The organism is Frigoriflavimonas asaccharolytica, assembly GCF_013294015.1.
Lineage (GTDB): Bacteria > Bacteroidota > Bacteroidia > Flavobacteriales > Weeksellaceae > Frigoriflavimonas > Frigoriflavimonas asaccharolytica.
This window is the reverse complement of sequence record NZ_JABSNO010000001.1, coordinates 104189-125576: the sequence shown is the minus strand read 5'-3', so window position 1 is coordinate 125576 and position 21388 is coordinate 104189. Positions and strand designations below refer to the sequence as shown.

At 33.1% G+C, this 21388-nt stretch carries 15 protein-coding genes; 2 read left to right on the top strand and 13 right to left on the bottom strand.

The features are described from left to right. Positions 1-7 precede the first annotated feature (7 nt). The 7 genes from HNQ03_RS00520 to HNQ03_RS00490 all read right to left on the bottom strand — a co-directional run bounded on the left by HNQ03_RS00520 (position 8) and on the right by HNQ03_RS00490 (position 11326). The gene (locus tag HNQ03_RS00520; RefSeq protein ID WP_317170333.1) at positions 8-5023 is read right to left on the bottom strand and encodes a translocation/assembly module TamB domain-containing protein; all 5016 of its coding nucleotides are present in this window, start codon (positions 5021-5023) and stop codon (positions 8-10) included. Positions 5024-5161: 138 nt separating this feature from the next. Beyond that, entirely contained in the window at positions 5162-6019 is an 858-nt protein-coding gene (ypfJ, locus tag HNQ03_RS00515; protein WP_173777681.1) for a KPN_02809 family neutral zinc metallopeptidase, read from the bottom strand. A gap of 94 nt (positions 6020-6113) precedes the next feature. Continuing rightward, positions 6114-8207, bottom strand: coding sequence for an LTA synthase family protein (locus tag HNQ03_RS00510; RefSeq protein WP_173777846.1), 2094 nt, complete (start codon positions 8205-8207; stop codon positions 6114-6116). 71 nt (positions 8208-8278) lie between these two features. Continuing rightward, on the bottom strand, positions 8279-8767 hold the full coding sequence (gene ribH, locus HNQ03_RS00505) for a 6,7-dimethyl-8-ribityllumazine synthase (protein WP_173777680.1): 489 nt from the start codon (positions 8765-8767) through the stop codon (positions 8279-8281). Positions 8768-8778: 11 nt separating this feature from the next. Continuing rightward, positions 8779-9474, bottom strand: coding sequence for a YfgM family protein (locus tag HNQ03_RS00500; protein ID WP_173777679.1), 696 nt, complete (start codon positions 9472-9474; stop codon positions 8779-8781). 137 nt (positions 9475-9611) lie between these two features. Further along, positions 9612-10148, bottom strand: a complete 537-nt coding sequence (locus HNQ03_RS00495; protein ID WP_173777845.1) for an adenine phosphoribosyltransferase — start codon at positions 10146-10148, stop codon at positions 9612-9614. 2 nt (positions 10149-10150) lie between these two features. Continuing rightward, positions 10151-11326, bottom strand: coding sequence for a hypothetical protein (locus HNQ03_RS00490; RefSeq protein WP_173777678.1), 1176 nt, complete (start codon positions 11324-11326; stop codon positions 10151-10153). A gap of 374 nt (positions 11327-11700) precedes the next feature. Here HNQ03_RS00490 and HNQ03_RS00485 point away from each other — a divergent pair, with 374 nt between their 5' ends. Further along, positions 11701-12354, top strand: coding sequence for a DUF4331 family protein (locus HNQ03_RS00485; RefSeq protein ID WP_173777677.1), 654 nt, complete (start codon positions 11701-11703; stop codon positions 12352-12354). A gap of 28 nt (positions 12355-12382) precedes the next feature. After that, positions 12383-12928 carry a DUF4331 family protein gene (locus HNQ03_RS00480; RefSeq protein ID WP_173777676.1) on the top strand — a complete coding sequence of 182 codons (546 nt, stop codon included), beginning with the start codon at positions 12383-12385 and terminating at the stop codon, positions 12926-12928. A gap of 307 nt (positions 12929-13235) precedes the next feature. Here HNQ03_RS00480 and HNQ03_RS00475 read toward each other — a convergent pair whose 3' ends face one another. From HNQ03_RS00475 to HNQ03_RS00450, 6 genes are all read right to left on the bottom strand, one after another. After that, on the bottom strand, positions 13236-14240 hold the full coding sequence (locus tag HNQ03_RS00475) for a hypothetical protein (protein ID WP_173777675.1): 1005 nt from the start codon (positions 14238-14240) through the stop codon (positions 13236-13238). A gap of 137 nt (positions 14241-14377) precedes the next feature. After that, positions 14378-15709: a quinol:cytochrome C oxidoreductase gene (locus HNQ03_RS00470; RefSeq protein WP_173777674.1), complete on the bottom strand. Its 1332-nt coding sequence runs from the start codon at positions 15707-15709 to the stop codon at positions 14378-14380. A 16-nt stretch (positions 15710-15725) separates the two neighbouring features. Then, positions 15726-16418: a c-type cytochrome gene (locus HNQ03_RS00465; RefSeq protein ID WP_173777673.1), complete on the bottom strand. Its 693-nt coding sequence runs from the start codon at positions 16416-16418 to the stop codon at positions 15726-15728. Beyond that, positions 16411-16932 (bottom strand): DUF3341 domain-containing protein, encoded by a 522-nt coding sequence (locus tag HNQ03_RS00460; RefSeq protein WP_173777672.1) that lies wholly within the window; start codon positions 16930-16932, stop codon positions 16411-16413. The genes HNQ03_RS00465 and HNQ03_RS00460 overlap by 8 nt, the downstream gene beginning before the upstream one ends. Next, a complete protein-coding gene (gene nrfD, locus HNQ03_RS00455) occupies positions 16919-18313 on the bottom strand; it encodes an NrfD/PsrC family molybdoenzyme membrane anchor subunit (protein ID WP_173777671.1) in 1395 nt (464 codons plus the stop codon). The genes HNQ03_RS00460 and nrfD overlap by 14 nt, the downstream gene beginning before the upstream one ends. A gap of 21 nt (positions 18314-18334) precedes the next feature. After that, positions 18335-21385 (bottom strand): TAT-variant-translocated molybdopterin oxidoreductase, encoded by a 3051-nt coding sequence (locus HNQ03_RS00450; protein WP_173777670.1) that lies wholly within the window; start codon positions 21383-21385, stop codon positions 18335-18337. Positions 21386-21388: the final 3 nt, after the last annotated feature.

Sequence of the window (21388 nt, the reverse complement as noted above, 5' to 3'; positions counted from 1 at the left end):
CTAGAAATTATTTAGAAGATGAGGTTTTTTCTATTTTTTTATTTTCTTTTTCTACTTTCGATCTTTGAAAAATTTCGCGAAATTTATTGTAATCTATAGTTAGAATAAAACCAACTCCAGTTTCTATAACTTGACCTTGCAAAGAAACCTGGTATTGATTTTTTCTGTATGCACGCAATTTATACCTTCCATCTTTTGATAAAGCATAATCTATCGTTACATCTCCCGCGATACTTGAAGTTTTTTCATTTGCGCGTGCTTCTCCTTCTACACCAAAATTACTACCAACAGACACTGTTAATCTATCATTTAATAATCTTTTGCTGATGCCAACATTTAAATCTGTTCTTTCATTTCTAGTTCCAGTAGAATAATCTTCGCTGGATTCCAGATCGAAATTCAATTCTACTCCGCCTATTAAATCGGATGCTAAATTGTTTAATTGTTCCGACAAAATTCTACTTACACTTTGCTTGGCTAGTGTAGCTCCAGAAAGACCAGTACTACTGCTAAAAGGATCTTCGCCAATAAATCTATTCAATAAAAGCAGCGCAAATACCTGTTTGTTTAATTCTGATGGCTCTGTTCGCAATTGCGCCAATTTTGCCTCCGTGTTTTCTAATACTTGGCTAGAGACGGAACTATTTGTTTTGTTGGTAGTGATATCAAAACTAATTTCTGGTTTCAAAAGTTCACCTTTTAAAATTAATAAAGTTTCAAATGGAATTCTTTGTTTATATTGATTCAAATCTCCCTCAGAAAGTTGCTGTTGTAGCAAATCTAAAGGTGCAGCATCGGTTTTATATATCGCGGTTATATCCATTTGTGCAGAAGTTGGTTCTCCTGTCCAAGTAATGGTACTACCTTTTTGAATATCGAATTTTCTTTTTAATAAACTTACAGACATTTCGTACGATCCTTTTTCAACTTCATATACTCCGGTTAAAGTTGTTTTTCCACTTGGATCTATTCCACCGTTTAAATTTGCGGTACCTTGTAGTGCTACAAAATCTCCGTTGGCTTTATCTATAATGATAGACATTTTTGCTTCTTTGCTCACGGCAATATTCACATTCACATCCAAACCTTTCAAACCTGTATCTGCGTTGATGGAATCTTGCTTTATCGTACCATTCAAGGCAACTTGATCTTGATCTATAAATTCTACAACGCCATCTCTATCTTGCAAAGAAGGTGAAGAGCTTGGCAAAATGAAGGTAAAATCTGTATTATCAACCACGCTTAAGTCTCCATTTACCTTTGGCAAATTCATATCTCCGCGTATTTTTAAAGCTGCATCTATCGCAAGCTTTCCATACATAATGTTGTCTTTATTTTCTTCGGAATCTACCACGTTGAAATCTTTCGCGTTCAAATCTAAATCAAATGCATAATCTTTATAATTGGTGGTCAGGATATTACCATCAAAAACGAGTGAGTTTCCAGAAGGATCATTTACTTTAAAATCATTGAATTTTATTCCTTTATTCGTAAACAAAATAGGATCGTTTAAATTTCTAAAATTGCTGCCAATTTTTACGATTTCTAAACCAACATTATTGAATTTTATTTGCCCCAAAATATTTGGCGCATCCGCAGTTCCATTTATTTTTAAATTTCCATTTAGATAACCTTCCGTATTTTCTATCGCATTTGCTGTGAATCCTTGCAAAGTTTGCATTTCTAAACGGTTCATCACCAAATCTGCATCAATTCTAGATGTTGCAGTATTGTAATCCCCAATAATTTTCACATCATTATTAAATCCTGTCAAAGCAATATTTGTATTGATGACGTCTGCAGTTTTGTTGTTGGCTTTAAGATTTAAATTTCCTGCGGGATTTCCAAATACTTCTAAATCTGCAACGTCGATATTGGCATCAAAATTTAATTTTTTGGTGATATTTCGCAATTGTGCAGTTCCATTCACAGTTCCTTTTGCCAAAAGAGAATCTTTTTTCAGCATTTCTGTGATGGTTTCTATCTTGAAATCTTTGATGCTCACATTCATCGGGCTGTTTGCTTGCGTGCTTTCCGATTGCAAACTGATTTCGCTACCTGCATTAGACAAAGTAAATTGATCTGCATAAAAACCTTTGCTGCTTATTTGTAATTTGTTGTTTGGTGAAACTGCCCAATTATCATAATTTAATTTTAAACCATCTGGATTCAGAGAAATTTCTGTAATATCATTAAAGGTTTTCGCAGTTCCTGCTATTAAAAATTGTTCTACATCTTTTTGATCTTGAGTAGTCAAATTATAAGAAATAACATCTTCTGCCAAATTTCCGTTGAGTTTTACCTTATTTAAAGCCAAACTTTCAGTGGCAAATTTGCCCAAAGTAACATCATATTGCAAAGCATTATTTTCATTATTAATGTTGAGCGTTCCATTTTCAATCGTGTTTCCACCATACACAACTTTTGGAATGGTACCATTAACGATGAGTTTTTGAGAATCGGCATCGTAATTTGCGGTTAAATCTATATTGTCGAAACTTGTTAATTCTGGTACAAATTTTCTTAATAAATCATCGTCTTTTATTTGCGCTTGAACGGTGAAAAATTGTCCTGCAGTTATTTTCGCTTTTTTACCCGCTTTTTGAAAATGGTAATATTCATTAATGGTATTAGAAAGCGAGCCAAAAATTTCTGAAAGTTTAAATTTTCCGTTCATTTCTAAATCTGCAATTTGAGATTGAAGGGAAATACTGTTTGAACTTTCTGTAGAAACGGCTTTTAAATAGACCTCTTGAACAGGAAATACCGTTTTTGTATCCGAAATTGCAAAATTTTGCAACGTTAATTCGCCATTCAATGCATCTGGATTTAGACTTTGAAAATCACCATCTAATTTCCCCGCAAGTATCATTGGTTCTGCATAAAAACCTAATTTATTAAGGTCTAATTTAATAATATTTCCCGCAACTTTTACCGATGGATCTTTATCCGTCAATCTTCCAGAAGCATTTATAGCAAGGTTGGCGTTTGGATCTTTGGAATCTAAATTGATGATATAATTTCCACGATTCACCTTTGCTTTTAGGTTCATATTTCTGTAGCGGTATTTATTATAATCTACCGCTGCAATATTTCCTTTTACGTCTGCAATACCTTTATTTGGATCAAAACCAGTTCCGTTTGCAACTATTTTCCCTGTGATAATTCCTAAATCTTTATTCTGAATTATTTTTCCGATTTGAAGATTTTGAAGATCAGCGATCACATTATATTGCTCTGCGTTTTTTTTGCGCATATCCAATTTCGCATCAATTTTTGCATTTCCAAGCGTGGAAGTGAGTTTCATATTGGTATTCACAACTTGTGTAGTTCCTTTTGCAACACCATTCAAACTAATGGAAGAAGGCAAAGCAATATTTGTTGGAATTGTTCCTTTTGGCACTACATTAAAAATCGTTCTTGCAGAAGTAGAAAATTCTCTAATATTTAAATTGTAGAATAATTTGCTGGGATCTGTAGCATTTTTTATCTTTCCAGATAGTGCTAATTTCATTTTATCCAGACCAGAAACTTGCAGATTATCGATGGTTAAATCATTAATAAAACCTTTCAAACGAGCATCCACATTCAAAATTCCGTTGGGATATTTATTAAAAGGCGCTTGCTTTCTTAAATCTGGCGCAAACAAAAGAATATCTTTGAAACCAATTTTTGAATTGGCGATGTTTGCCATTATTTCTACTTTCCCAGGTTTTGCAGAAAGTTGCTCGATGGAATTATAATTCAAAACCAATTCATCTTTTAATACGGTTTGCGGTGTTTGCAGATAGAGATCTTTTAAATAAGCTTGTTTATCCTCATACACAAAATCTGTATTAAATTTTTGAATATTCAAACCACGAGATTCTTGAATTTCTGCGCTATTTACAGTTCCTGCAAAAGTTCCCTCAATCATTTTGAAATTGCGAACTTCTACATTCATTTTAGAAAAATTGAGATGATTGAAATCCATTCCAGCAGGTGCAATTGGCTCTGCAGTATTGTTGTATACTAATTTCACATCCTCAAAAAGCAATTTCCTTAAGCTTATTTGCATAGGTTTGCTTTCGGTTTTAGGTGAAGAAATATTTTCTGTATTGGCTTTTTTGGTGGCTGCTAAAAATAATTTAGCATCAATATTTGCACCTTTTAGCAATACATTGTCTACATTAAATTGGCTATTTTCTAAATCTAATTGATTTATTTTTGTACTTAATTCTTGAAATTTAATAGTAGAGTAGGTTTTAGAAATATCATCTCCATAATCTATATCGAAGTTGGTTAATTTTATTCTATTCAACGCGATTTTAAACGGATTTTCGGCGGCCATAGAATCCACTGTCTTTTCAGTTTTTTTGGCTATTTCTTCTACCAAGTCCTGCTTTAGTTTTAATTTTAGCCCGTCTACATTAATATTGTTTACCGCGAAATTATTTTTATCTAGATCAAATTTTTGTACACGCGTATCAAAAGATTTCACGTAGAATTTAATATCATTTCTAGCTTGATTGTCGGTGAAATTAACTCCTAAATCTTTAATTTTTATTTTGTCTAAAGAAATTATGAAAGGTTTGGAAGTGCTTTCCTCCTCATCTTTGGTCGCAAAAGCATCTAGAATATAATCAAAATTAAATTTTCCGCTTTTATCTCGAACCACATTTGCTCTCACAGTTTCTAAATCTATAGAGGTAATATCTGCTTTACTATTAACTAATTGAAGTAAATCTATACCTACATCTAATTTTTTTACATAAAGAAGAGTATCTTGTTTTTGCCCTTTCAAATACAATTTTTCCATCACCAAGCTGGATGGAAAATCAATATAAATTCTTTCTAAACTAACGTCCGTTTTTATTTTATCTTCTAGATAATTAACCAATTTTCCTTTTGCAAAATTTTGCACTGCAGGAATTTGGAGACTTAATACGAGTAAAATAAGCAAAACAATAATGCTTGCTACCGCGATGCCCGTAATTTTCGCTATTTTTTTTCCGTTTATTTTCAAATGAAGTTTATTTGGCACAAAGATAATAAGTTTACATTTATTTTCTTTATATAATTAATTCTTAAAATTATAACGAAGATTTTGTAAAATTTCCCAAAAAAAATCGCATAAAATTTAATTTACGCGAAATTTAGTTTAAATGGATTTATTTTTGAATTATTTCAGCAGAGCATTAAAAGTATCTCCCTGTCTTATATCTCCAGTATTGTAGCCTTTCATGAACCATTCTTGCCTTTGCGCAGAACTTCCGTGTGTGAAACCTTCTTGGTTTACGTAACCTTGCGAACGTTTCTGAATATTATCATCTCCAACTGCAGCCGCTGCTTCCATAGCACTTTGGATATCTCCTGGCTCGAGAAAATTTTCTCGCTGATCTGTTTTTTTTGCCCAAACTCCGGCGTAGAAATCTGCTTGCAATTCTGTAGCTACAGATACTCTGTTCATCTTTGCCTCAGAATATTTGCCACTTCTTCTCAATTGATCTACTTTTCCCGAGGTTCCTAATACGGTTTGTACATGATGACCAACCTCGTGAGCAAGCACATAAGCGATGGAAAATTCTGTAACTTTTGCACCAAATTTACGTTGAAGTTCGCCAAAAAAACTCATGTCCATATAGATGGTTTCGTCTGCTGGGCAATAAAATGGTCCCATAGAAGACGCTGCTGGTCCGCATCCAGATTGCGTTCCGTTTTCAAAAATGACTACTTTTGGTTCTCGGTATTGCATTCCCATTTTTTGAAATTCTGCAGTCCAAGTTTCTATATTTTCTTTGGCAAGCATGTCCACAAATTTATAAATTTGCTGCTCTTCTGAAGTTAAATCTCTTTGTTCTGTCTGTGCAGACTGTTGTTGCATTCCACTAGAAATTAAAGCAGAAGGATCTCCGCCAAGAAAAAATATGATGGCTGCAACTATTAAAGTTCCCAATCCGCCACCAACAAGCTTTCCGCCTCCGCTTCCAGTTCCTCTTCTATCTTCCACGTTTCCGCCAGAATCATTTGTCCATTTCATATCTAGTTTTTTATTTTTTGAATTTTAAAAGTACAAAATTAAATTAAAAGCTAATTAAATTAATTTCGTAGAGATTTTATAATATTTAATAGCCTTATTTCTTTTGATTCAATTTATTATTTTCTAGCCAATAAGAAACACTTTGATAGGTTGCAACCGTTTTTTGAACTAAATTTTCATTTTTATCTTTTAATAAAGTTTCATCATAAATCAGTTTAAAATCTTGCGGAAGATTAGAATCTTTTAATGATAATTGGTATTGTTTTATTTTTCTGGTAGGCGAAATAATTGTCAATCTATCGTCTTTTATTAAACCAAGATCTTGATAGGTTGCGATATATGCACGCGGTTTGTAATTTATGTCAAATACATTTTGGCCTAAAAATTTTGTGGTGTAATTAAAATTTAACAAAGAAAATAGAGTAGGCATCACATCTATTTGAGACATCAAAGTAGAAAATTTTTGAGGTTTTACAAAACCTTCGGAAAAAACCATCGCAGGTATTCTGTATTTATCCATCGGAAGTTCTGTACTACCTGCACTAGAAGCGCAATGATCTGAAATAATTACGAAAACTGTATTGCTATACCAAGGCTGTTTTTTTGCCATTTCAAAAAATTTCCGCAAAGCATAATCAGTATATTTCACACCACCTCCTCTGCTTTTTGTGGAAGGCGGGATGTCTATTTTCCCTTCCGGATAAGTGTATGGTCTATGATTAGAAACCGTCATCCAATGGTTGAAAAATGGTTTCCCAGTTTTGGCTTCTTCATTCATCGTTTGTATAGCTTTATTCGCCATATCTTCATCACAAACACCCCATACATTTGCAAAAGTGATTTCTTCTTCTTTAAAATTGTCTCTATCTACAATATCATAACCATTTCCTTGGAAAAAGTCCTTCATATTATCAAAATAACTATAACCACCGTAAAGGAATTTTGTAGAATATCCTTTTTCTTTAAAAATACTTCCTGTGGTAAATTTATTTTTATTGTTTTTCCTTTTCACGATGCTTTCTCCCGCAGTTGGTGGAATACAAAGCGTCAAAGCTTCCAAACCTCGCACTGTTCTGTTTCCGGTTGCATACAGATTGGTAAACATCAAAGATTTATCTGCAAGACTATCTAAAAATGGGGTTATTTTCTGGTCATTTCCATAATGCTCTAGAAATTCTGCGGAAAGACTTTCTATAGAAATTAAGACTACATTTTTCTTTATTTCTGTAGAATCAGAGACAATGTTTCTTTGCAAAGTAGAAGGTTGAAAATCCTCAAGAAAAGTTGATTCTGCTAACTTTTGATCAATAACTGGATAGAATTGAAAAAAATCTAATTGATTGTTCGTGAATGCGTTGTAAAATTTTGGCAATCCATTTGCCTGAATTTCTGTAGCGAAATTGTTTGTTGTTTTTATAGTTGCAAATTTTGGAATAACAAATAAACTGATTATAAATAATGCTGTATAAGAAACCAAAAGTATTATTTTCTGTGGTATGCTTGGTAGATTTTCTAATTGTTCTACTGTTTTTTTATAGATGAAAATTGTAATTGCAATGGTGAAAATACCAATAATTGAAAATAGAGGAATCACAGGATAACTCTCCATTATGTTTCCGATGACTTCATTGGTGTAAATTAAATAATCTACCGCTATGAAATTGTATCGAACTCCGAATTCATTCCAAAAAAAATATTCGCTTACCGCATTTTGTGTTATTACGAATACGCATAGAAACAGTGTGATAAAGTATAGGATGTTTCTAATTTTTGTGCGATGGTTTTTAGCGAAATACATCAAACCAAAAAGAAAGGTTTTCAACCCAATAAATGCCATTGCTATTTCCCAAATGGAGCCTCCATATTGCCTAAAAATATTATTTGGGACCAACCAAACGTAAAGAAATATAGATAAAAATACTGCAAAAACAATCGCTCCAAGCGGATTTTTGTATTTTCCATTTGATAAGAAAAGCATATATAGTGCAAGAATCACACTTCCTATCGCGAAAACAAAAACATCACTCAATAAGCCTACAAAAAGAATTTGCAAAGTTTCTAACACACTAAAATTTGCAGAAGTAATAGGATGGAATATGAAGACAATTCTTAAAATAAAAGAAAGAATTAGATAAAAAACTCCGAGATAGAGGAAAGGTTTTGTTTTTTGTAGGAATAAATTTTTCATCATGATTTTCTTTAAAAATTAAAAATTAGACACTCGAAAATTATTGAAAAATTTGAAAAGAATACAAGCTGTTACTTTGTTAATTTTCTTTTAAAATCTATCATATGCAAAGCAGTTACGGCAGCTTCTACACCTTTGTTGCCCAAATCGCCGCCACTTCTTGCAATAGAATGTTCTTTTTTATCATCTGTAAGCACACAAAAAATTGCGGGAATATCTGTAAGAATATTACAATCTTTGATGCCTTGTGCAACTGCAGAGCAAACAAATTCAAAATGAGGTGTTTCGCCACGAATGACGCAACCGATTGCAATTACAGCATCGTATTTTTTAGATTTGCAAAGTTGCATGCTTGCAAAACACAATTCAAAAGCGCCAGGAACTGCATGTACTGTTATGTTTTTAGAATTTACGCCTTCTTTTTCTAAAATTTCTAAAGCGGCATCTCGAAGGTTGTTGGTAACGAAACCATTCCATTCTGAAACCACAATGCCGATGGTAAAATCATCGGCATTGGAAATTTTTAAAGGGCGATAATCGGATAGATTAACTGTAGCCATTTTTATTTTATTTAATAATATTTTACCATTTCTACGTAAGCATCAGAAGTGCCATTGTCATATTCCTGATATTTTTCTCCAATACTTGAGAAATACTTTTTGGCAACATCTTTTTTGTTCAACGCTAAAGCGAGTATTCCACCTTTTCTGCTGAAATAATATTGGGTGTACATATCATCTGAAGCAGAAACAGCTTTATCAATAAGAGACATTGCCTCTTCGCTTTTGTTTAAATTGGATTGTGCATCTGCCATTGCTCCATATTTTAAAGCCATAAGAATTCCATTTCCAGAAGAAAATTTATCTAAGAGATCATAAGATTCTTGAAATTTTCCTTCTTTAAATTTTAATAAGCCAGCATTATATGCAGATAATTTTCCCACGTTTGTGCCAGAATATTTTTCATAAGTACCAAGAAATCCTGGGTTTGCAGCAGATTTACCACCTAAAGCTAAAGTGTCTTTTCCAGCCGTAAGATTCTTCTGTGCAGAGAAATAACTTTTCATCGCCTCTTCATTTTTAGGAGCTACAACATACTGTTGATAAACGAAATAGCCTAAAACACCAAGCACCAAAGCACCGAATATAATACCTAAAAGTTTGGCATTTCTTTCTACAAATTTTTCGGTTTTTAGCGCGTCTTTGTCCAATTCTTGAAAAAACTCTACCGTTTCCTTTCCTTCTATTTCTTTATTTTTCTTGCTCATAATCTTTTATAAATGATTTTGCAAATTTAATGGTTTCTTTGGTATATACAAAACATTATTTTTGGTACTAGATAATTCATTGGAATCCTCCTTTCTTTATTTAAATGTGTGTATATACTATTTAGAAATTTTAAATTTTAAAATTGTAAAACTTCGTAAATTTCGGCTCCAAATTGCTCTAGTTTTTTCTGACCTTCTAAATCTTTTAAACCAATAAGAAAACTAAATTGACTCACAATTGCGCCTTGTTTCTCTACTAATCTTGAGGCAGCTTCTGTAGTGCCGCCAGTTGCAAGAAGATCATCATGTATTAGAATTTTTTGACCAGGTTTTATTTGGCCTTCTCGCATTTCTATTTCGGAGGTACCATATTCTAGATCATATTTTTCGGATACAAATGGTGGTGGAAGTTTGCCTTTTTTTCTTATTAATATGAATGGAACGTCTAAAGCGATTGCAATACCAATTCCGAAAAGGTAGCCTCTACTTTCAATGCCTACCACTGCATCTACTTTCCCACGACTGAAATTTGCTAAATCTTCGATTACCTCCTCGTACAATTTTGGATTTAAAAATATAGGCGTAATGTCTTTAAATTGAATTCCCTCAATAGGAAAATCTGGAACATTGATGATTGTCTCTTTTAATTTTGAAATTAATGTTGTTTTTTCCATATTTAATTGATCTTGTAGCTGGATATTTTCCATTCGCCATTCACGTTTTTTAGCCCGAAGGTTACTTGTAGTGCTGTAGTTTTTCCGTTTTTATCTGTCACGTCATATGTTGCATTTACGCTAGATGCGTTTGCTGACGTGGAGTTTGTTTTAATGTTTTTTACATTTAATTTTTTCACATTACCGAAACCACTATTTGCATTAGAGAAATTTTCAAATGTTCCCCAACTTGGATTTGCAGACGTGTCGTAAGCGTTTTTCAAATTTTGACTGCTCAAATTATTCAAGAAGTTTTGTACTGTAGTTTTTGGTTCGCCAGCAGTTTTAGGTTTCGCTGGGTCTTTCGGTACGGTTGTATTGTCAATAGGATTTTCTACGGTTGTACTTGTGGGATTTTCTGGGTTGGTAACTTCTACGGGATCTTCGTCAATTATTTGAATTCTTTGCATGGCTCTAGAATTTACGGCAACACCAACCTTCGTCATTTTATAGGTTTTCTTTGCTGTTTTTACTGTCACTGTTACATCTATTCTATCATCATATATTTTATCTGCAGGCAAATTTGCAAATTTGATAGTAAAGCCTTGAAAATTATTATCAATCATTAAATTTTTTGAACTCAAAACTTGAGATCCATTGCTTGTAACAACCATTGTTGTTTCTAAAGCTGCACCTTTGAAATCTACTGGATTTCCCGTATTATCTACCAACCTCGGAATTATCTGTAAAACCCGTGGTCCTAGAATGCTGTCTATAGCGCTAGGTCTGGTTGTAACGCTTAATGCAGAAGCAATAATTTCGTTTGGATCCTTTTCTATTGCTTTTATATCTTCAAATATATTAAGAACACCTAAAGATGGTGGACCAGAACTTGTCCAAAGGAAATTATTTTGAAGAGCAACTTGGTCTGCAAGTGCGAATATTTCTGGTACTTTTTTGCCAGCAAGAAGTTCTCGAAGAGATTTCATTTGTGCTTCCTCTCCTTCTGCTTGTACACCTAGAGTTTTTAAAATATAAAGTGCTTCATTAAATTTTGTTTGCTGCAATGTGTTGAGACTAGACGTCATATCATTGATACTAGCACGAAAATTTTGTGTAGAACTTGGGTCTACGCTATCCTTTTTGCAACTAATGGTGCAAGTAGCAAATATTATAAATAAAAGTAGAAATTTTTTCATAGCAAATTGTTTATACAAATTTACTAAATCCATTACATATTCTAGATTTTATTTTTATTTCCAAGGATTTTTAATTTAGCATAATGTTTAGGAATAGAAATTGAGAAATTTTTGCCAATCTAGAAAGAGTTATAATTTTAGAAAAAGTTTAAAAATATTTCTTAAAAAATTTGAATAGCTTAATTTAACAACTAATAAGTAGAATATCGTAATATAATTAATTTATTATATTGCAAATTGTATAGGTAAAAAATATTTTTTATTGGGGATAATTTTAATAAAGATTAAACTTCTGAAACTTTAATCACAATTAATAAAACCAATGGAAAGATGTATTCGTAAATGCTAATATTAACAACAATAAATTTTTAAACATGAAAAAAACAAAAATTATTTTAGGTTTATCGCTAGTAGCGATTTCGGGCCTGATCTTTATGTCTGCAGATCACATCGATGCTCCAGCTGTAACGGGAAGTGCAAATGATATCACAGATGTCTATGCTTTTCAAGGAGCAGATTCCAACAATTTGGTATTTGTAGTAAATGAGCAAGGGTTACTTTCTCCAAGTGCTTCTGCTTCTGCTAGCTTTAGTGAAAATGTTTTAACTGAAATAAACATTGATAACAACGGTGATAATGTAGAAGATCTTGTTATCCAAGCTATTAGAAAAGGGAATAAAATGTATTTCTTCGGACCAGTTGCTCCTGGAACTACTGGAACATCTAGTACTATTAAAACTGGATCTCCTTCTGGTAGTGTAGATATTTCTGCTTATGGTGCTGCGCCAAGTATTGCAACAGCAACAAATGGAATGAAATTTTTCGCTGGACCAAGAGACGATCCGTTTTTCTTTGATTTCACAAGGTTTACTGCAATTCTAGGTGGTTCTGCTACGAGTTTCAACAATCCTGGAACTGATACTTTTGCAGGTACAAATGTTTTAGCAACTGTAATAGAAGTACCAAAATCTTTGTTGGGATCTTCTTCAACTATTAATGTTTGGGCAGAAACTAAACAAAAACAATAATCTACACATACACTTTAAATCTAAATTTATGAAAAATAATATATTCAAGATCTTGGCATTATCACTTATGGCAACGGCAGTTTTTACCAGTTGTAATGATAATGATGAATTCATATCACAGCAAACTGATTTTTCTGGTACATTTGTACAAGCTGATCAAATGGGTCGCCCTGCAATAAATACAGTATTCATAGCATCTGGAGCTCCTAAAAATACTTTTAATACGACCATTCCATCTGCAATGGGAGCAGCATATCAGTCAGTTTTTCAAACTAGATTGATGAATTTGAACCCTGCCTATACTACAAATGCTCTTGGCCAAACTGCAGCGCAGTTCACAGGTTTATTAGCTACAGATGTATTAGGAGTTTCAAAAGTTGCACCAACTACATTTTTTGATGGTACCAATGTTTTAACTGGTCGTGCACTTGCTGATGATGTAATTGATACAGAATTATTACTAATTTTTGGTGGACCAGGAGGTACTTCAAATCCTGGCTTAACGAAAGATAATGTAAACTCAAATGATAAACCATTTTTGACTTCATTCCCTTATTTAGCTTCTGCATGGTAATATTTATTTAAACACTTTAATAAGTGTTTTTATCTAATAAAAATGAGCACTTCTTTGGAAGCGCTCATTTTTTTTTATTAGCCAATAAAGTAGTTCTGATTTCAAGATTTACTCTTCATCAACCTTTAATAATTTATCATAAATTTTTAACAGGAGATAGCTTGTATCGTAGATTTGAGATTGTTTAGTAGGTGTATAATAGATTTAATATTTTATTTTAAGGAATTTATACGATGCGCTTGCCTTTTATGATAGACAATTTTTTCCTTTCTGTTGAATGTCTACATCTTGTAGTTGGCTGGAAATGTCAATTTGCTTTTTCTTTAAGATCTTCTTTAAAATATTGGCTGAAAATGATTTGCAAATTAGGGAAGTCTATTTTCTCCCAATATTTTTCTTTGTAATTACTTTTGCTTTTTGAAAATTTTACGTCTTCTATTTTTTTGTTATTTCCGAAATCTATTTCTGTAGCGTGGAAATTGTTGTAAATTATTATTTGATTATAATCATCCTCCGTTTTGTGTTTCAATTTCAAATCTGTGATGGAACTAAAATCTATAATGTCTCGCAATTGTTTTTTGGAATTTTTTTCGAAAGATAAATTTAAAACGGTATTGAAATCATATAAGCGATAACCTAGAAAAGACAATTCTTTTTCTTTCAAAGAAGAACCACTTACTTGCATCACATCTTTTTCTCCTAATTTTAATTCTGCTATTTGTGCTTTATTGTTTTTATAGTCATCCAGATTTGTTATTTTTTTTAAATCTGGTGTTTCCATAAAATTTTTATAGTCCCATAATGAGGTTTTTTTATGAATATTTTCAGCAATGTCTAGAGTATAAATTCTGTATTGCAATACATTTGTACTTTTTAATTTGCCATTTTCTCTTTCAAAAACATAACTTACAATGCCATCTGCATAGCAGTTTAGTCTATTGTTTAAAGTAACATATGAAGTAAAGTTTCCTGTAACAATGATGTATTTTGCTTGATCTCCTTTTTTTATAACTACAGTTTCTATTTCTCTTATTCTATCATTTAATTTTATGATAGAATTTTCGAAAGCGGAGTAGGGAAGTTTTGCAATGGATTCGTTTTCATAAATGAGTTGATATTCTGCTTGATCTTTTGTGATTAGATTTTTATCAATTTTTCCTTCAATATCAGAATATGCTAAAATACTTCCATCTTTACCAAAAACAGATACTTTTGGTAATGGCTGATTGGTAGTTTTAGAAATAAATTGAATGGTTTGAGCATTCAAAATGTTGAAAAATATTATCAGCAGGATCGTAAGTATGGTTTTCATAGAATGAGGATTTTTAATTTTGTTCTAATTATTAGACAATTTTTTCTGTAGATGGTTGTCTGAAAAATCATTTAATAATGAAAAAAGACTGTTAAAATTAATTAACAGTCTTTTTATTTATAGATTTCTAAAATAGATTAGAAAGGATATTCATATATCTCTGATTCCTTCAAGTATGGATTTCCTGTTGGAATTAATTTCAATTTAGATAATGTTGTCATCACGATGAATGTAAATAATCCTATGAAGAAAAGAACAGAACCTATTGTTAAAATTAGTACTTCTGGTGTTTTCCAGTATGCTCCAACTGTTCCCGGCATTACCATATTGAAGTAATCTAAGATGTGACCTAGAATTACAATTACCGCGATAGTACAAACCACTTTGTAATTTCTTTTGATGCTAGAACTAACCAATACCAATAATGGTAAGAAGAAATTTGGAATTAACATTGGAAGATAAACCCAGTAATAATGTTCAAATCTTGCCATGAAATAGTTTACTTCTTCAGGTACATTTGCATACCAATACAACATGAATTGCGCGAACCAAGTGTATGTCCAAAGCATACTTGTTGCAAAAAGGAAAACTCCTAAATCATGTAAATGATTATCATTAAATTGTGGTAAGAATCCTTTCTTTTTAAGATAAACACTTATCAAGATAATTGCAGCAACTCCACTTGTAAGACAACTTACCATAGAATACCAAATATACATAGTAGAATACCAGTGAGGATCTATAGACATCAACCAATCCCATGCCCAAGCTGCAGAACAGAAACCGAAAAATACTAAATATCCAACTGCCCATCTGTATAGTATTTGATAATCTCTTAGGCTTTTAGTTTGATCTACTAATTTTGATTGTCTTCTCAATTTCCAGGTAAGGAAAGATGCTCCGACTACATAAAAAATTGTTCTAAAAGCGTAGAATGGTATGTTTAAGAATTTCTTTTTTTCAAATAAAATCACATCAAAATGATCTGAATTTGGATCTGTTAACGCAGGATCCATCCAGTGAAATAAATGTCCGTTGTGCGTAGCATTAAGAATCATTAAGATAATTAATATGGCACCACCATAAGGAATATATCCACTTATAGCTTCCATTACTCTAGTGATAATAATAGACCAACCAGCGTGTGAAACGTGTTGTATACTGTAAAAAAACATTGCAGCACAGCTTAATCCGAAGAAGAAAACTGCTACCAAGTGAATTGCAGCTAATGGTTGGTTGTGAATTTGCATTTTTGCATGTTCCAAGTGAGCTTCGTGATCTTGTGGACCAACTAGTTCGCTAGAATTAAGAGCAGATGTATGACCAGCGGTATGAACTGCTTCCATCATGTGTTCTACTTTTACATCATCTATGCTATGATTCATAAAATAACCAACAGCAAACAGCACCAAACCTGCAACGAGGAGTGCTATAGAAACTAATTTTAATTTAGATGAAAATTGATACATTTTTACTTCTTTTTAATTATTTAACTGCAGGTGTTTCTGTGGCTGTCGTTGCTACTGCTGCATTTGCTGGAGCTGCTGCATTTTTCTTAAACGCATTCATTACATACATTGCAACTCTCCATCTATCTCCTGCATTCAACATTCCTGCATAACTTCCCATTGCATTTCTTCCATTCATCATTACATAGTGTACAGATGCTACGGTTATATCTCTATCTGCATAAGCTGGAACTCCAGAATAGGCACCGCTTGTTACGATAGGACCTTGTCCATTTCCACCAACACCGTGGCAAGCACTACATGTTTTTTCATATAGTCCTTTTCCTCTTTCGATATCTTTAGCGAAATTTTTAGGATCTAATGGAGAATTTGTAATTGTTTTTGCAATATCATAGCCACCATTATATTGATCTGGTGTAAGTGCTTTGTCATTACTATCCTCTATTACCCCATCTTTGTTTCTAGAAACGGTACCATCAATAGGTCCGAGTCCAGTAGCACCATCGTTTCTTACAAATGCTGGAATTTCATTTTCATGTTTTGAGTACGCATCTTCAGCTTTCATCAAAGGATCATAAGCTACTGGGAAATACATATCTGGAAAATAAACTAATGGTGGATTTTGATTGGGTCCACAAGAATTTAATACCATTACTGTAATACTAAAGAGTGCTGTAAGTTTTATAATACTGTTCTTCATTTTACGCATCTTTTACGGTTATTTCTTCTACTCCTGTGTCTATCAAAACTTGTTTAATGCTTTCTACATCATCAGATATAAATTCCATCATAAATTTATCATCGGTAGTTCTTGGATCTGGATTTTGTGGTGCTGCACCAGGATACATTTTGTTTCTTGCTAAAAAAGTAAGAGACATCATGTGTGCTGCGCAAAATACCATTAATTCAAACATTGGAACTACGAAAGCTGGCATATTGTGAAACCAATCAAATGATGGTTTTCCACCAATATTTTGTGCCCAATCGTGATTCATTGTATAAAAAGTAATCAAACTTCCTACGGTGACTCCATATACTGCATAAATAAAAGCGGCATCTGAAATTCTTGTTTTCTTTAGTCCTAAAGCTTTGTCTAGACCATGCACTGGGAATGGTGTATAAACTTCATTGATGGATATACCCTTATCATTGAAAGCTTTTACTCCGTTCATCAAATCATCATCGTCGGCATATAGGCCGTATATAATTTTAGTGGTGTTCATCTCCTTCTTTTGCTTTATAAGTTTCTCCTGACATTTTCAAAATAGTCTTCAATTCTGCCTGTGCTATTACAGGGAATGTTCTTGCATATAGTAGGAATAATACAGAAAAGAATCCTATAGTTCCTAAAAATACTCCTACATCTATAATAGACGGCATAAACATTGTCCAAGAACTTGGTAGATAATCTCTAGAAAGATTGATAACAATAATATCAAATCTTTCAAACCACATTCCTATGTTTATAATTAATGCCAATATAAATGTTGCAATAATGTTTGTTCTTACTTTCTTGAACCAAAATAGAGCTGGGAATATTAAGTTACAAGAAATTAATGCCCAGAATGCCCACCAGTAAGGTCCTGTTGCTGCTCCTGGAGTAAGGTATGCAAAATCTTCAAATCTACTTCCAGAATACCAAGCGATAAAATATTCACAACCATAGGCTACAGTTACCATACCACCTGTAAGGATGATTACGATGTTCATAATTTCGATATGGTATATTGTGATATATTCTTCTAGGTGACAAACTTTTCTCGCTATTAAAAGTAAAGTTTGAACCATTGCAAATCCTGAAAAGATAGCTCCAGCTACAAAGTATGGTGGATATATCGTGGAGTGCCATCCTTTTATCACGGATGTAGCAAAGTCAAAAGATACTGTGGTATGTACAGAGAATACAAGTGGTGTAGCCAAGCCTGCAAGAACTAAAGAAAGTTCTTCAAATCTTTGCCAGTGTTTTGCCTTTCCTCCCCAGCCAAATGCTAGAAACGTATAGATTTGTCTTGTCCACGGTGTTTTCGCTCTGTCTCGGATCATAGCAAAATCTGGAATCAATCCCATAAACCAGAAAACGGTTGATACGGAAAAGTAGGTAGAAATTGCAAATACATCCCAAAGAAGTGGTGAGTTAAAATTCGTCCATAAAGAACCAAATTGGTTTGGTAATGGGAAAACCCAATATCCTACCCAAACTCTACCCATGTGTATTACTGGAAAGATAGCTGCTTGCACAACTGCAAAAATAGTCATTGCTTCTGCAGATCTGTTTACAGACATTCTCCATCTTTGTCTGAATAGTAATAATACAGCGGATATTAGTGTACCGGCATGACCAATACCTACCCACCAAACGAAATTGGTGATATCCCATCCCCAGTTGATGGTTCTATTAAGACCCCAAGCTCCAATACCTGTACCGATAGTGTAGGCTATACAGCCAAAACCGTAGATAAAAAGGGCTAAAGCAATATATAGTGAAACCCACCATAGTTTTCCTGCTCTTTCTTCTATAGGTCTTGCTATATCCTCTGTAATATCGTGATATGTTTTGTGACCAATAATTAAAGGTTCCCTTATCGGGGCTTCGTAATGTGACATCTGTTACCTTATTATTATTTTTTAAACTTCTTTTTCTTCTGTTCTATTTCTTACTTTGGTGTGGTAGAAAACGTTTGGTTTTGTACCTATCTCTTCTAGCAAAGTATATCTTCTATTGCTTGCATAAAGTTTTCTAACTCCCGAAGCTTTATCATTCATATCTCCAAATTGTAGAGCATTAGTAGGACAAGCTTGTGCGCAGGCAGTATTGAATTCTCCATCCGGTACAACTCTACCGTCTTTTTTAGCTTCCAAAATAGTGAATTGCGTTCTTTGTATACACATTGAACATTTTTCCATTACACCTCTTGTTCTTACTACAACGTCTGGATTTAATACCATTCTGCTGTAGTCATTATTCATTGTGTAATCAAATTTATCATTTAATTGGTAGTTAAACCAATTGAATCTTCTTACTTTATATGGACAGTTGTTTGCACAATATCTTGTACCAATACATCTGTTGTAAGCCATTTGATTTTGACCTTGCTTACCATGTGAAGTAGCCGCAACTGGACAAACTGTTTCGCAAGGTGCGTGGTTACAATGTTGACACATTACCGGTTGGAAAATCACATCTGGATTTTCTGCTGGCTCTATCAAAATATCATATAACTCTGGAACGTTTAAATTTCTTTCAACCTGTTCCTTTGTTTCAATTTTTTCTTTTGCAGAGTAGTATCTATCTATACGCAACCAGTACATATCTCTAGACATTCTTACTTCTTCTTTCCCTACAACGGCAACGTTATTTTCTGCTTGACAAGCTACAACACATGCTCCACAACCAGTACAAGAATTTAAATCTACAGATAAATTGAAATGTGGACCATCTTGATCATCAAACATTCCCCAAAGATCTATTTTTCCAGCTGGCATATCACCATTAATGGTTTGATATTCCAACGGTTTATTCCATCCATGCTTATGGTCATCAAAAGGTACATTAATGAATTCTGCTAAAGGAACTTCCTTTGCTATTTCATATCTACCCATTAATGTATTTTGTAATTGGATACCTGCAAACTCATGCTCACCAGAGACTTTTTCTAAATTTACATTGGTAAGTGCTAAATTGGTCCCATCAAAAATAGGATAAGCGTTTATACCTGTATCTGCTGTTTTACCTGAATCTTTTTTACCATATCCAAGCGCTAATCCCAAAGAACCTTTTGCTTGTCCTGGCTGAATATATACAGGTACATTTTCTAATTTTACTCCGTTTACGGTTATGTTTGCCAAAGAACCATCCAATTGCATTCTACCATTTAGATCGTTTTCGAAACCTAATTCTTCTGCATCTTTTGGAGAAATACTTACATAGTTATCCCAGGATAATCTTGTGATTGGATCTGGAAGTTCTTGCAACCAAGGATTATTTGCTTGTGTACCATCTCCCATGGAAGATTTTGTATACAATACTAATTCTAATTTTCCTTCTTTAAATTGTCCTAATTCTGAAATTGCTTGTGCTAGATTTCCACCTGAATAAGATAAATTTCCACCATTTTCGTTTTCTACAAATCCATTATACAATGCTTCATTAAAAGATTTACCACCAAGATAGGCAGTTGCATTTGCTTTTAAATAATCGTAATAATTGTTATTTGTATTATTTTTACCATTCGTCCAAACTAAAAGAGATTCTTCAATTTGTCTGGATTTAAATATTTTTTGAATAGTAGGTTGTATTAGAGAATATACTCCAGTTTGCGGTGTAATATCTCCCCAAGATTCTAGCCAATTTGCTACAGGAATTGCAGCATTAGCAGCTTGATACATTCCGTTTTTCTTATCAGCAACAGCTATTACATTCGGAACTTTTTTTAATAATTTACCAAAATCTTCAGCTTTTTGACCTGAATATAGTGGATTTACATTATTGGAAATTATAACATGAACCTGTCCTGCATTCATCCAACCCAAAAATTCTTGATATCTTTTTGCGTTAAATTCTTTTAGAAGATTTGCTTTTCCTGTAAAGGCAGTTGATCCTAATTTTTGATTAATAGCATGTGCAATTACATGTGCAGCTTTTGATCCATCTGCAAATACTACTGCATTTGCTCCTTTTGCTTGCAATTCTTTTGCAATTTCTGCAGCTGCTTTATTATTTGTTGCACCTCCATTTAATGCATTGTAAACATCAACTAGAGTTTTGTTTGCTGCACTTGGTTTAAGGCTAATTCTTGTATCTGCATTAGCACCTGTAAGAGACATGTTTGCTTCTACTTGTATGTGGCGCAACATGTTTTCACCAGGTTTTCTTGCTTCAGCGTAGGAAGAATCTAGATTGCTTCCATTATAATCATTCAAGAAATCTGCTCCGAAAGAAACTACTAATTGAGTTTTACTTAAATCATAAACTGGCAAAGCTCTTTGTCCAAATACTTCTTCCGCTGCATCCAATGCTGCTGAATAAGGTATAGCATCATAAGTTACTAGTTCTGCAGTTGGATATTTAGATTTAAAATCTCCAAATAATTTTTTGAAAGTTGGAGAAGCATAAGAATGAGAAAGCAAAACAATTTTTTTTCCGGCGTTTTTCGCTTCAGATAATACTTTTAATGTATAATCATCTACATCAGAAAAAGTTGCATCTTTTTTATCAAGTTTTGGTTGCTTTATTTTGTCATTATCATATAAAGACAAAATACTTGCTTGTGTTCTTGCGTGTGTTTTTCCTAATTGATTTGCAAGAGGATTCGGTTCTATTTTGATAGGTCTACCTTCTCTTGTTCTTACCAAAACACTAGCGAAATCATATCCATCATAAAAAGATGATGCGAAATAATTTGAAATCCCAGGGATTATGTTGTGAGGTTTCACGACATAAGGAATACTCTTAATTACTGGTGCTTCACAAGCTGCTAAAGTAACAGCAGCAGTAGAAAAGCCCATCAATTTCAAGAAATTTCTTCTGGAAGTAGAACCGTTGTTTAATTTCTCAGTATTGCCTAGAAACTCTTCCACAGGAATTTCATTTTGAAACTCTTTTTCTGCCAGTTGCTTGTTCAAGCCTGGGTTTTTGAGTTCTTGGATACTTCTGAATTGTATTTTATTGGAAGCCATTTA

Excerpts from the sequence above, each read along its gene's own strand:
- HNQ03_RS00450 (WP_173777670.1), bottom strand. The coding sequence starts at position 21,385 with ATGGCTTCCAATAAAATACAATTCAGAAGTATCCAAGAACTCAAAAAC.
- HNQ03_RS00480 (WP_173777676.1), top strand. The coding sequence starts at position 12,383 with ATGAAAAATAATATATTCAAGATCTTGGCATTATCACTTATGGCAACG.
- HNQ03_RS00510 (WP_173777846.1), bottom strand. The coding sequence starts at position 8,207 with ATGAAAAATTTATTCCTACAAAAAACAAAACCTTTCCTCTATCTCGGA.
- HNQ03_RS00490 (WP_173777678.1), bottom strand. The coding sequence starts at position 11,326 with ATGAAAAAATTTCTACTTTTATTTATAATATTTGCTACTTGCACCATT.
- HNQ03_RS00495 (WP_173777845.1), bottom strand. The coding sequence starts at position 10,148 with ATGGAAAAAACAACATTAATTTCAAAATTAAAAGAGACAATCATCAAT.
- HNQ03_RS00460 (WP_173777672.1), bottom strand. The coding sequence starts at position 16,932 with ATGAACACCACTAAAATTATATACGGCCTATATGCCGACGATGATGAT.
- HNQ03_RS00465 (WP_173777673.1), bottom strand. The coding sequence starts at position 16,418 with ATGCGTAAAATGAAGAACAGTATTATAAAACTTACAGCACTCTTTAGT.
- ribH (WP_173777680.1), bottom strand. The coding sequence starts at position 8,767 with ATGGCTACAGTTAATCTATCCGATTATCGCCCTTTAAAAATTTCCAAT.
- HNQ03_RS00470 (WP_173777674.1), bottom strand. The coding sequence starts at position 15,709 with ATGTATCAATTTTCATCTAAATTAAAATTAGTTTCTATAGCACTCCTC.
- HNQ03_RS00500 (WP_173777679.1), bottom strand. The coding sequence starts at position 9,474 with ATGAGCAAGAAAAATAAAGAAATAGAAGGAAAGGAAACGGTAGAGTTT.
- HNQ03_RS00485 (WP_173777677.1), top strand. The coding sequence starts at position 11,701 with ATGAAAAAAACAAAAATTATTTTAGGTTTATCGCTAGTAGCGATTTCG.
- nrfD (WP_173777671.1), bottom strand. The coding sequence starts at position 18,313 with ATGTCACATTACGAAGCCCCGATAAGGGAACCTTTAATTATTGGTCAC.
- HNQ03_RS00475 (WP_173777675.1), bottom strand. The coding sequence starts at position 14,240 with ATGAAAACCATACTTACGATCCTGCTGATAATATTTTTCAACATTTTG.
- ypfJ (WP_173777681.1), bottom strand. The coding sequence starts at position 6,019 with ATGAAATGGACAAATGATTCTGGCGGAAACGTGGAAGATAGAAGAGGA.